We start from the raw sequence: 12,463 nt of genomic DNA on the forward strand, positions 1-12,463 counted from the left end.
CACCTCCATACTATCTTATTATTCATTTCAACTATTCATGTAGTTTATTGACAAACTAATGTCATTATCAATATTTCTACTGTGTGCATACAAATACACACAACTTTATTCTAATGTTTGTCCCTCAGTGTGTCAACTTAAAATAACCATTATCACACCGCTCTGCCAGACAGTCTGAAAGCTGTGAACAAAAGACTGGACATTCATTTTCAATCGTCTGACTTCTATTTTTTAAAATTTCACTTACAGTTATTTTATGATTGTTCATTTCGGCTCGCTCTCGGAAGGAAGGCTTCATAAAGAGATGCACAAAATGATTGTTATCTGAAAGCCATGCCTTCAGATAAATAATTCTCAAAAGCAAATGTGTTGCTGTAGGCTGCACCAATTCTATAGCTATCTTAAAAAGCAAAAAACAGGTAAGTGCTCTAAAAAAGCAAACTTACCTGTTAATTTATGATTTATATTATTCTTCATCCAAAGGCAGTTCTTCCTGGCCTTCTTCAACAACGATAGAACCATCACCGATTCCATATGCTGCCCGAACTTTAGTAGAAAGCTCCTCAATCATTTCAGGATGTTCCGTCATGTAGACCTTCACATTTTCCCGTCCCTGACCAATTCTTTCGCCATTGTAGCTGTACCAGGCACCGCTTTTTTCTACCAAATCCTTCTCAACAGCCATATCCAGAAGCTCACCTTCCTGAGAAATACCTAGACCGTACATTACGTCCACCTCTGCTACTTTAAAAGGCGGTGCAACTTTATTCTTAACAACTTTGATTTTCGTACGGTTACCGATGATATCTGTTCCCTGCTTCAACTGCTCTGCACGGCGCACTTCTAATCTGACAGTGGCATAAAATTTCAGGGCACGTCCGCCAGGTGTTGTTTCGGGATTACCAAACATTACACCCACTTTTTCACGAATCTGATTGATGAAAATAGCGATTGTTTTTGTCTTGTTGATTGAACCAGACAATTTACGTAGTGCTTGAGACATCAGACGAGCCTGTAGCCCGACGTGACTCGCACCCATCTCTCCATCGATTTCCGCACGAGGTACTAATGCTGCTACAGAGTCAATAACCACAATATCAATCGCTCCACTGGATACCAGTGCATCTGCAATTTCCAATCCCTGTTCACCTGTATCCGGCTGAGACAGCAGCAATTCGTCAATATTTACACCCAGCTTCTGAGCATATTGAGGATCAAGTGCGTGCTCGGCATCAATAAAAGCTGCTGTTCCACCTTGTTTCTGTACTTCAGCGATAGCATGCAGCGCTACTGTTGTTTTACCAGAACTTTCAGGACCATAGACTTCGATAATTCTTCCGCGAGGATAACCGCCGACTCCTAAAGCAACATCCAGCGCCAAAGATCCGCTCGGAATTGTTGATACCTGCTGATCAATCTTTTCCCCCAGTTTCATGATGGAGCCTTTACCAAAGTTCTTTTCTATTTTTTTCAATGCAGCATCTAGTGCTACTTTACGATCATCAGCCAATTGATAATCCTCCTTATATGTTAAACATAGTTTATTTCCGATAATTCTATATTAACTTTTTTGTTCGTAAAAATCAAGAAGAAAGCGAACAAACATTCGCATTTTATTTTTTCTTTAGAATTGCTCGGCGAATTAGGTCCAGCCCTTTCATCGCCGAGCTATATCGAATGTATTGACGGTCTCTAGTGAAATGGAATTTTTCTGCTGTAGTCTTTCCTCCCCGCTCAGCAATCCCTATCCAGACAGTGCCTGGAGGATGTCCTTCCAGCGAATCAGGACCAGCAACGCCAGTAAAAGCAACTGCATAATCGGTATCTGTCAGCTTTCTCGCTTGCTCAGCCATTGCAGCTGCACAGGCTTCGCTAACCACACCATGCTCTTTTATAAGTACTTCTGGAATACCCAGTAAAGTTTCTTTCATTTCTTCCGAGTATGTTACAAAGCCGCCTTTTAAAACCTTCGAGGCCCCTTGTACACTACCAATCATACTTTGAAAAAGCCCAGCCGTCAGGCTTTCTGCGGCAGTGATAGTCTTGCCACGCTCAGTCAACAGCTTCACCGTAGTCGCTTCTAAAGAGTTATCATCTCCATAACCATAGAAATACTCTCCTACAACTGCCATAATCCGCTGTTCCATCTCAAACAGCAGCTTTTCTCCCTGTTCTTCAGAAGCCACTTTAGCAGTTAGACGCAGTGTCACCTCATTAGGCTTCGCATAAGGAGCCACGGTGGGGTTCGTCTGACTATCAATCAAATCCTTTAAATCAGTCACTAGCTGAGATTCACCAATTCCATAGAAACGAAGAACTTTAGACACCAGCTGCTCGGCTGCTGGAAACAGCTCTTTGATTAACGGGCGGACATGCTGAAAAAACATCGGCTTCAGCTCACTCGGAGGTCCCGGCAGCAGCAGATAACTAGTATCAGCCTTTGTTATTAGTGTACCGATAGCCAACCCGGTGGGGTTTGGGATACTTATTCCTCCCTCAATAGTCAGCGCCTGCTGCATATTGTTTTCGGTCATCGGTCGTTTAGAAAACGTGAAAAATTCCTGAACCCTTTCAGCACCCGCTTCATCTATAATAAGATCCCGATGAAGATGCTCTGCGACTGCTTGTTTCGTCAAATCATCTTCGGTTGGTCCCAGACCGCCGCATAAAACAATCAAATCACTTCTCTTTTCTGCTTCCTGCAGCAAATCAGTCAGCCGCTGGAAGTTGTCTCCAACAACAGTATGGTAGTATACCTCAACGCCGAGACTGGCGAATTCTTCGGAAAGAAAGGTTGCATTTGTATTCACTACTTGACCGAGCAGCAGCTCTGTTCCTACGGCAATAATTTCTGATTTCATACTTTTCCTCTTCTCAATTAATCTACGTAAAATTTCTTTCATTCATTTTACCACAGACCATTTTTTTCAGGAAAGCTCTGAGATTTTTATTAATTTAAGGAATGTCCAATTTGAAAATGGTTATAACTTATATCAATTTTCTGTATTGACCAGTTAAGAATAAACACTCATTTGCTGGTTTGGATAATTCTTATTTTCAATTTCGTCTACCATCGCTAATGCATAGTCGGCATAGCTGATATAGCTTTTTCCTTCTGCATTTTTTGTCAAAGTATCACCTGCGGCAAAATACTTACCTGTCCGATCTCCTTTTGCATCAAAGTTTTGAGCAGGGCTAATATAGGTCCAATTTACTCCCTTAGATTCTTTTAGTAGCTGCAGACTTTCACCCATGGCTATCGGAACCGTCTTATATTCATCAGGCAGGGTATCTTTGAGCTGCTGACTTCTATCTGCATTTAAATAGAGACTACCCGCACCCCCAACAACTAGCAGACGAGTTGGAAGACCTGCTAAGAGACCAATCAAATGTTTCATTGATATAGAAAATTCTTCAACATTTCCCCAAAATCCTAGCGCACAGACTAATACATCAAAGTCCTTAACATCTTCTCTCGTCAATGAATACACGTCTTTTTCAATCACCTGTTGATTCGGTCCGACTTTATTTTTGTCTCTGACAATTGCTGTTGTCTGAAATCCTCTTTTTTCTGCTTCCTGAATAATCAGTGAACCTGCTTTTCCATTTCCGCCAAGTACAGCTATTTTCATAACAATCCAACATCCTTTCTTTTCTGTATTAACTCTATGTAGTTTCCTCATAAAAAAACATAGTTTATAGTTAAATTTTAGTCGTCAGACTCAATTAAATCAAATCAGAAGAACTTTTTCAGGTTCTAAAAAAATTACATGCATATTTTAATAATCTTATAGATTTACACTTTGAAAAAATGGTAGAATGAAAACAGAATAGACGTTAAAATGTATTTCGTACATAAGGGAGAGAACTATATGAAAAAAGGAGTCACTTTGAGTTTATTGGGTATCTGTTGCTTCCTGCTGATGTCCTGCAGCACTCCGGACAAAAAAACGACGGCAACAAGTAGTTCGGAAACAACCAGCAGCACTACTATTGCTTCCAATGAAGCACCAGCCCAAGCCAGCATCACTGCACAAGAGGTTGTTCAAAAATTTAAAGACGCCGGACTGGCTGTGTATGAAGAACGGGATATGACACAGGAGGATTATGGTCTGGCTCCAATGAAAGCGGCTACGGGCGTTATATTTGGTGTCTACTATTCAGAATATACCGCTTCCTATTTAAATGGCCGTGTAACTGTTTACACAAACCTAGCTGATTTGCAGGAGGTCAAAAAATTCTATGATGACTTATCTGCCGAAGATCCTAAATTCAAATCCTGGACAGCTGTAAACGAAGAAAAGCTCGTGCTGTTCCAAATGAACGGCGGTATCGACGAAGCTGCCTTCAACGAATTCCAATATGTTCTGGGCACGCTGTAAATCAAATCATTGTATTTTTTAAGCTTGCCTGTACTAAGAACATTGACTGACTATAAAAACAGAGATGAGGCTTAAAGCTTTGGACATCAAAGCTCCAGCAGCTGCTAAATCAATGTTAACTGCTCCCAACTAGTGCTTTACAAAGTAAAATAACACTCAGCTTCTAATAAAAACAGAGAGCGGGATTTATCTACATCCCGCCCTCTGTTATTTTATTTCCTTCAATTCGATACACTTTAAGCTTCCATCGTATCATCAACCGATTGTTCCCGATACTGCTCCATTTTTTCCTGGAAGTAGGTCTCTGTCTTACCATAGGTTGTGTAAGTGATTGCATTCGCTCCAGCTTCAATAGTTTCAAGAATCTGTTCATCTGTTTTGCCGCCAGAAGCGATAATTGGAAATTCCGGATACTGTGCTCTAATCCATTTTACCAGCTTCACCGTATCTTTCCCTCCTGCTACGTTAAAAATATCCACGCCAGCTTCAATCAGCTTGCTTAAATCCCGCTTATCGTTGACCACTGTATACATGATGGGAATATCCACAGCTTCATTCACAGTCATAATTGTTTCAATATTTGTAGGACCGTTCAGCACCACGCCGTAAGCCCCGTGCTCTTCTGCGAAAGTACCTAAACGAGATGAACGGTTTCCAGAGGTTAAGCCGCCGCCGATTCCGGCAAAGATTGGTGCCTGAGCTACTTGAGAAATAGCAGATAAAATCCGGGTATTCGGTGTCCATGGATAGACTGCTAAAATTGCATCAGCGTCATTGTTCGCAATAACCGCTACATCCATCGTGTAGATAATACTTTTTATCCGCTTTCCATAAATGCTGATGCCGCTCGCTTCACGAATTGCTTTCGGCATCTTAATAATACTTTGTCTCAGCTCGGAGGACAACTCTGGCATATATTTGGGTGTTTTTTCCATCTAGACATATCTCCTTTTATTTAGTGTTTATATTTCTATACATACAGCCACTATCATTTTTTTAATACACGTTGTAGTTTGTTCTTACGCAGTATAGACTATCGTTCATTAATTGAACAGAATTTAGATAGAGTCAGAGAGCCTCAAGATCTGTCAGATCTCAGGCTCTCCTTTTTTCTTGATTAAATTGAGTGGGACATAACTCATTGAGTTATATCTTACTCACGTGGAATCCGAATAAACGGCGGGAGCAGTAGCACATACCAACATTAAACTGCGACGAGTAACCGCAGGAGCACTCGCAAAGCACTTAACTGCGACGAGTAACCGCAGGAGCAAGACCTTTGGAAATAAACACTTCTGTCCCATCCTCATTCTTGCTTGCTAATTACAGCTCTGCATTAAACAGCTGCTTCAACTGATAGACAACGTCATCGCTGTCCGCGTTGATTGTTGCACTTTCATTGATGCTGGACAGTTTTTTTAGTTCATCCAACTGGGCATTGTAGCCAATCGTATTTACTGTTACACCTAAGCCTTTGATGATAGGCGCTACTTTGTCAAAGCTATAGCCTTCATTCGTTTCGCCATCAGAAAGGACAAAGATAATCGGCCGGGCATCTGGTGTTTTCTCTAGCTGCTCCTGAATCATATTCAGGGCGACTAATGCACCGTCATATGTCGCTGTTCCGCCATCAGCTGTCAAGTTTTTAACAGCTCCGGTAAAGTAACCACGCTGCTTAGCATCCATCCGCTCAATTGGCAGCTCCACAGTGACTGTTGAACTGTATGAAACTAAGCCAATGTAAGAATCATCACCAATATATTTGCTGCTGTTTAGTAAAGATTGTCTTAATGAGTTAATCGGCGCGCCATCCATAGAGCCGGAAACATCTGCAACGAACACAGCAATAATAGGTTTTCCGCCATTTTTATTTTCTTTCCAAAGCTTTTGAATTGAGGAAACAATTGCCCCGTCGATATTATCGATTTCCAGCTGATAATCATCCAGCTGATTAAAGCCATAAGAAGAGGCTTTTTCCTGGTTTTCAGCTTCTTGAACATATTTTGTAAATTCAGCAACTACCTGTTTCTTTTCTTCAGAAGCTGTATTCATCGTATACATCGGTGAATCTTGCCGAATCCCCAGCGGCACGTACTTATACTGCTTAAATTCCGGTGTATTGATATATGTTTGATAACTAATCGACATGATATCCACTGAACCATTTTTCGCTACTTCTCTTAATTGAAGTGTATTAAATAATGTGGACGGTAAATCCTTTTGAAATGCCTGTAGAGAAGAAACAGCCTGATCGCTTAATGGATTATTCGCATCAAATTGATTCATCAGCTGAGTCAATAGACTAAGACCTGTTGAAGAGGTATATGGGTTTGTATAGCCTAACAGCATGCCATCATCCGTTACAGCTTTCACCAACGATTCAATATTAACCTCTCCATATTTCTTGACGATTTCATCGTAAGTAGCTTCCTTCATTAGCAAACCACCCGTATTTCCAATGGTTCTATCTGCCACTGTTGTCAAAGCTGTCCCATTTGATTCCAGCATCTTCCCCCACAAAAGATTCGATGGTGTATAGCCGTCCGGGACGTAGTTTTCAGAAGCGATATAATCCAGCCCAGTACCAGAAGCCATCGAACGGATAGAAACTGAAACAGTCTTTCCGTCAATCATACTATTCTTCTTGTTAAACTCCTCAGCCAGTTCAACAAACAGACCGTCTTTCCCGCTGCCGGCTTTTTCCGGACTGACAAAAATTTCTGCATTGATCTGGTTTTTCCCTTCTACAGTCAAAGGATACGTTTTATCAATTGGCGGAAGCTCTTCCTTTTCGTTCATTGAGCTTGTATCAATATCCCGTTTCAGTTCTGCCGTTGAGGCGTCGATTTTCTTCACGTAGCTTTTCAGCTCTGACTGAGCATCGGCTTTCGAAAGATTTTTGATATCTCCAGATCCGCTGTCGATTTTCCCGTCGTTCCCTGTTGTACATCCTGAAAAGAGGGCTGTCAGGATGATGCTCCCCACAACAAGCCTCTTTATTCCCCTGATTTTCATAGTAAAAGCTCCTTCTTAGTTATTCGATTGTGTTGTTTAGCGACTGCAATGCCTTGGTCATACTGTCTAAATCCCCTCTAGTTGATGGAGATTTAGAATCCAGATAATTTACGGTTTCGTGTAATAACCCTCTTACTTGTTTTAGAATTTCCGAATTTGTATTCAAACGCTTGGTAATTTCCTGAGGATCGCCCTCAATGGTGATTCGGTTAACAATGCTTTTGGTATTCTGTAATATCTGCATTTTGGCCTGACGCATGGAATACTCGATTTTATCTAATATTTCAAATTCATTATCCGCCTGCAGCTCTAGTAAATCCTCGATACAGCCGTCAATTTGATCAATCATTTTCTTAGCTTCAACAATATCCTTTTGATAAACCGTGTGTGTCTCATAGAGCTTATCCAGTTTGCTTACGATATCTTTGCCGTCATAGTGCTGATCGGCTTTTTTAGCTGGCTTTCCGCCAGCTTTCAGAGCTGCTTCTTTCTTTTGCGAAAACACCACAATAATCAGACCGGCTACGGCCAGTGCAGCAACAATCAGACCGGCTGTGGCAATGGTATTGAATGTTCGAACGGTTTTTGAACCATAGCTGATAACCGCAGCATCAAAATCCAATAAAAGGACTCGAACAGCAATCCAGACCAGTGCCCCAATCGCCCCTGTTCCTATTAAAAGGAATCGTATTCTCTTCTGTGTCATTCCGTTCTACCTCATTTCGTTACATCAATTAGTGCATTGGCGAGCTCTGTGCGCATACGCAGCATTTCCTCCTGAGCATGCTTTCTATTCGCTGCTCCTTTTTCACGAATCACTTGAATATCCTTCAATGCAGCGATAGTCTGTGTATTCACTTCATTTAAAGTTTCAATATCCACAATGCTCTTCTCCGAAGATTCTGCAGCCTGCGTAGAGACATGGTGAATTTTCTCCGCATTTTTCTTAAACAGTTCATTTGTAATATCAGAAACGGCATTGTCTGCTTCAATTGCGGACAGTGTATGCTGAGCTGAAAGCGCAATGGTCATTTGCTGCTTCCACATTGGAATTGTATTTGTCATTGTCGACTGAATTTTATAAGCCATTGCTTTGTTTGCGTTCTGAATCACGCGAATTTGAGTCGCCAGCTGTTGGCTAATCATCTTTGTCATATCTAAATCATGAACCTTTTTTTCAAATTGAGTCAATTTATCGGAAAACTCAGAGAGATTGTTCAGGTCTTCCTGATTTTGCCCAGCCGCTTTATTCTGAAGCTCCGGCAAAGTTGTTCCTTTAAGCTCAATAATTTTCGCTTGTCCAGCAGCCACATAGACTGATAAATTCTGATAAAACAGCTTGTTGGCCTCAGACATTTCTTCCAATGTCAGGATATCATTCGTTATTGTTAAGTAATGACCTTCTAAATTATTTAAAATTCGGGAAACATTCGCGTTGACATCTTCAAATCGAATCATCATTGTTTCGATTTTATTTTTGCCCCGCTTAAACAGTTTTGTCAAAAATCCGTCGTTTTCATCCGGATCAAAGCTTTCCAGCTCTATGACCAGCTCATTAATGATTTTACCAACATCGCCTAATTCATGACTTTTAACCTTATCCAGCGCCTGATCTGAAAACTCAGATAAACGAGATTGTTCCTTCGCTCCATAGGTCATTACACCCATCACGTTATTAATATCAATCTGATCTTTTAATTTATCGATTGCTTCAACCTGAGCTTCGGTCAATTGAATTTCCGGCTGTTTAATCTCTATCTCAAGCAGCTGCTCAATTTCCTTCGTCTCTTCCTGTGGTGCACCAAATGTAAACTCATCCATAAACTAACACACCTTTCTTTTTTATTATTCATCCTCTTATTGATAGACATTTCTCTGATTCTTTTATTCTTTGACACCTTTCATCATGTAAAAACTTCTCTTGTGAAAAAGTTGTATAACTATTATTTTAGATTATTTATAGGCTCCTGTCACTAGCCTGTCAAAAAAATCCGTGAAACACTATAATTTGAACAGCTGTTAAATGAATGTATTTCTCTATTTTCACTTCAAATAATAAGCTTCATTATCCCCTGTTTTCCATACGACTGCCAACCGCTCTTTATGCTTTTCCCGGACACTCCTCTATTTCGTCCTGCTGCTGTTTAAATAGCCGAACTGTTACTTCATTATGAATCTATCTATTATAAACCGCACTCGCAAAAAACAACACAATCTATTTTTGTCTATAAATAAATAGACAAAATCGGAAATTAATCTTAAAATAGCATTATAAACAAATAGAACAGGGAGAAATTACTATGGGCAAGAATCAGAAATTGAATGAAGAAATTATCATCAATGGTTTTTTTGAAGAAGAGTCAGACTACATCTGTCTTTACTGTGGAGCTGCATTTAATAAAGAGGAGATTTATCCAATCGACCAGCACTTGTACAACAGCATTTACGCCGTTAACGACCACCTTCACAAAAAGCATGGCGGACCATTAAAGGCGCTGCTGGCGCTACCCACAACTGTCTCTGGCATTTCTGGCACACAAAAGAATCTTATGAGCCTTTTGAGCATCGATCTAACTGATGGCGAAATTGCCGAACAGTTGGAAATTAGTCCATCTACTATTAGAAATCATCGGTTCAAGCTGAGAGAAAAAAAACGACAGGCATTATATCTCTTGTCGGCAATTGAATTACTGGAAAGGGTGAATAAAAAAATGACGGCAGAGGAAGTTAGCATCGCAACCTATGATGACCGCTTTATGATTAGTGAGGAGTATCGGGAAAAGACATTGGCGTCCTTCTTAGATGACAACGGCAGAGCGAATCGAATTCCAAGCAAAGAAAAAAGCAAAATCGTTCTGCTGCAGTACCTGGCAGAATCATTTGCAGAAAATAGAACCTATTCAGAAAAAGAAATCAACCAGATGATCAGCGAAGTTTTTGACGACTATGTTGCCATTCGCAGGTACCTTATTCAATACGGCTTTCTCGGTCGAACCAACGATGGAAAAAAATACTGGAAACTTTAGGTTAGCTTTGGAATACAAAGAGAAGGGGACGCGACATAAATTTGTCTCAGTCCCCTAAAACCGAATAAACGGTATTTCAGTATTTCCTTGCTTCGGGAATCACAACATTGTGAGAACCGTAAACAAGCTTTTAGTAATCTGATGCTTGTTAGATTCCTAGAAATAGTGCCGCAGCTGCTTTTACATCAAATGAATTCAGCAATCTCCTGAGCGGCCTCTTTATCTAAAATCAAGGTAAAGTTCGGATGCAGTTGGAAAACAGAGGACGGCACCGCTTCTGTTACACTACCAAAAAAAGCTTTTTTAATGATTGCTGCTTTTCCTTTCCCAGAAGCCATCATGATAACTTCCGGAATATTCATAATGCTTCGCGGTCCCATCGTTACATATCCTTCCGGCAGCTCTTCAGCAGCTCCTTCAACCTCGCCTAATAGAATATCTTTCATATCTGGTCTTGCGTCAATTGATACAAAACTTGTCTGATCACCGAATTTTGTGGTATTCGGCAGATTTCCGCAAAAATGACCATCAGCACCAATTCCCAGAAAAACAATGTCAATACCGCCGATACTTTCAAGATATGCATCGTGCGTCTGATAGTTCTCCATTGTCAGCTTGTGAAGCTGTTCATCTGCAATTCCGGCTTTCTCAAAAAAGCTCTTCTTTAAGTTAGTAATTGTCACACCATCACCACCGCTCTTTTTAAATGGAATTTCATCAAAGTTGAAAAAAGTGATTTGAGGATTAATCTCATGATTACGAATGTGAGCTGAGGCAATTTCATACGCTCGAATTGGACTGCTGCCAGCTGTGACAGAAATATTCTGAAAGCTGCCGCCATAAATTGCTTCTATTAATTTCTCTGAAACTCTGCTGCTCATTCCCTCATAGTCTTTTTCTACAATAATTTTCATTATTTCTACGCCTTCTTTCTTTATTTTTCCTTTATAATAATGTCTATAGCTACTATAGAGTCAAGAGGAGGATATAAAAATGGAAGACTTGCTTTCTATTGGAAAAATGGCTGAACTTTGCGGTATATCGATTCAAAGACTACGATACTATAGCAATTTAAATTTAGTTGCTCCTGTCTATATTAATCCGGAAAACAACTACCGGTATTACACAATTGACCAGAAGCAGACTATTTTTTTAATCCAGACCCTTCAATATCTCGGTTTAACCTTGCAGGATATCGCCGAATTTATTGCAGAAAATCAGATTAGCAAACAAACGATCAAAAAAATAGCCGGCTACATCCAGAAAGAAGAAGACAAAATCGCTCGAATCAAACGAATCACAAGCATCCTATTTGAAACACAAATGACAACTAGTCAGCCTGCTTTTTTCTCAACTTTAGAAGTCTCTTGTAAAAATGATACAGCCGTTTTTGACTATGGCAGTGAATGGGTCGCAGCGAGTATGTACTTCCGAAAAGAACTGCTAAAAAGAAATCTCTCTCTAAGCTATCTTTTTTTCTGCGGGATAAAGCAGCAGCTGAACGATGGTCAAAAATGCTACTCCTACTACATGGAGCTTCCGGGGATTGCAGTAGAATCTCTTCCTCAAGAAAACTATGCCGATTATCAGGAGCTTCATACGCACGAGGAGCATTATTCAAAACACCTAAATACCAGCCGTACAACTTATCTGCTAAAACTGCCGGGAATAGACACGAAAAGCAGCTATAGAATTCTACAGGCAAAATGGTAATCAGCCGCTTGATTCATAATTTAAAGGAGACTGGGACATAATCCACTCTCAAAAAGAAAACAAGCTCGATTTTGATGATGAATGTCAAAATCGGGCTTGTTTTTTCTTCTTCCCTTCTCTTTCTCTCCATATATTTTCCTAATTTTCTTAGATTTAGTGCCATGAGAGCCAAACCAACATCAATCTTCGCTCCTTGTTTTCCACGTAAATGGAAACGATGGAACGCCAAATGAGCCTTTAGATGCCCAAACACTGGTTCTACATCGATTTTCCGTTGTCGATAAATCGAACCTGTTTTTTCATCTGAAAGCTTCTTCTTGCATTCTG

Annotated in this window: 12 protein-coding genes; 3 read left to right on the plus strand and 9 right to left on the minus strand. The window is 40.3% G+C overall.

Features of this window, described 5'->3' with window-relative positions; all coding sequences use genetic code 11:
- Positions 1-466: 466 nt before the first annotated feature.
- The 3 genes from recA to ACYSNQ_RS15945 all read right to left on the minus strand — a co-directional run bounded on the left by recA (position 467) and on the right by ACYSNQ_RS15945 (position 3,632).
- A complete protein-coding gene (recA, locus tag ACYSNQ_RS15935; protein WP_426084575.1) occupies positions 467-1,510 on the minus strand; it encodes a recombinase RecA in 1,044 nt (347 codons plus the stop codon).
- 103 nt (positions 1,511-1,613) lie between these two features.
- Positions 1,614-2,861 carry a competence/damage-inducible protein A gene (locus tag ACYSNQ_RS15940; RefSeq protein WP_426084576.1) on the minus strand — a complete coding sequence of 416 codons (1,248 nt, stop codon included), beginning with the start codon at positions 2,859-2,861 and terminating at the stop codon, positions 1,614-1,616.
- 153 nt (positions 2,862-3,014) lie between these two features.
- Positions 3,015-3,632 carry an NAD(P)-dependent oxidoreductase gene (locus ACYSNQ_RS15945; RefSeq protein ID WP_426084577.1) on the minus strand — a complete coding sequence of 206 codons (618 nt, stop codon included), beginning with the start codon at positions 3,630-3,632 and terminating at the stop codon, positions 3,015-3,017.
- Between the two features lie 240 nt (positions 3,633-3,872).
- Here ACYSNQ_RS15945 and ACYSNQ_RS15950 point away from each other — a divergent pair, with 240 nt between their 5' ends.
- Entirely contained in the window at positions 3,873-4,382 is a 510-nt protein-coding gene (locus ACYSNQ_RS15950; protein WP_426084578.1) for a hypothetical protein, read from the plus strand.
- A 236-nt stretch (positions 4,383-4,618) separates the two neighbouring features.
- Here ACYSNQ_RS15950 and ACYSNQ_RS15955 read toward each other — a convergent pair whose 3' ends face one another.
- The 4 genes from ACYSNQ_RS15955 to ACYSNQ_RS15970 all read right to left on the minus strand — a co-directional run bounded on the left by ACYSNQ_RS15955 (position 4,619) and on the right by ACYSNQ_RS15970 (position 9,218).
- Positions 4,619-5,317 carry a hydrolase gene (locus ACYSNQ_RS15955; protein WP_426084579.1) on the minus strand — a complete coding sequence of 233 codons (699 nt, stop codon included), beginning with the start codon at positions 5,315-5,317 and terminating at the stop codon, positions 4,619-4,621.
- 388 nt (positions 5,318-5,705) lie between these two features.
- Positions 5,706-7,397: a VWA domain-containing protein gene (locus ACYSNQ_RS15960; RefSeq protein WP_426084580.1), complete on the minus strand. Its 1,692-nt coding sequence runs from the start codon at positions 7,395-7,397 to the stop codon at positions 5,706-5,708.
- Positions 7,398-7,416: 19 nt separating this feature from the next.
- Positions 7,417-8,103, minus strand: a complete 687-nt coding sequence (locus ACYSNQ_RS15965; RefSeq protein WP_426084581.1) for a hypothetical protein — start codon at positions 8,101-8,103, stop codon at positions 7,417-7,419.
- Between the two features lie 11 nt (positions 8,104-8,114).
- On the minus strand, positions 8,115-9,218 hold the full coding sequence (locus ACYSNQ_RS15970; protein WP_426084582.1) for a toxic anion resistance protein: 1,104 nt from the start codon (positions 9,216-9,218) through the stop codon (positions 8,115-8,117).
- Between the two features lie 479 nt (positions 9,219-9,697).
- Here ACYSNQ_RS15970 and ACYSNQ_RS15975 point away from each other — a divergent pair, with 479 nt between their 5' ends.
- Positions 9,698-10,423: a DUF2087 domain-containing protein gene (locus ACYSNQ_RS15975; protein WP_426084583.1), complete on the plus strand. Its 726-nt coding sequence runs from the start codon at positions 9,698-9,700 to the stop codon at positions 10,421-10,423.
- Between the two features lie 185 nt (positions 10,424-10,608).
- Here the strand turns inward: ACYSNQ_RS15975 and ACYSNQ_RS15980 are convergent, their stop codons facing one another.
- Positions 10,609-11,337: a glucosamine-6-phosphate deaminase gene (locus ACYSNQ_RS15980; protein WP_426084584.1), complete on the minus strand. Its 729-nt coding sequence runs from the start codon at positions 11,335-11,337 to the stop codon at positions 10,609-10,611.
- A gap of 79 nt (positions 11,338-11,416) precedes the next feature.
- On the opposite strand from ACYSNQ_RS15980, the gene ACYSNQ_RS15985 reads away from it, so the two are divergent.
- Positions 11,417-12,136 carry a MerR family transcriptional regulator gene (locus tag ACYSNQ_RS15985; RefSeq protein ID WP_426084585.1) on the plus strand — a complete coding sequence of 240 codons (720 nt, stop codon included), beginning with the start codon at positions 11,417-11,419 and terminating at the stop codon, positions 12,134-12,136.
- A 13-nt stretch (positions 12,137-12,149) separates the two neighbouring features.
- On the opposite strand, the gene ACYSNQ_RS15990 is transcribed toward ACYSNQ_RS15985, so the two are convergent.
- Positions 12,150-12,463, minus strand: a 314-nt coding sequence (locus ACYSNQ_RS15990; protein WP_426084586.1) for a transposase, incomplete at its 5' end; no start/stop codon positions are given.

The sequence above is a fragment of the Enterococcus sp. LJL51 genome (assembly GCF_054871795.1).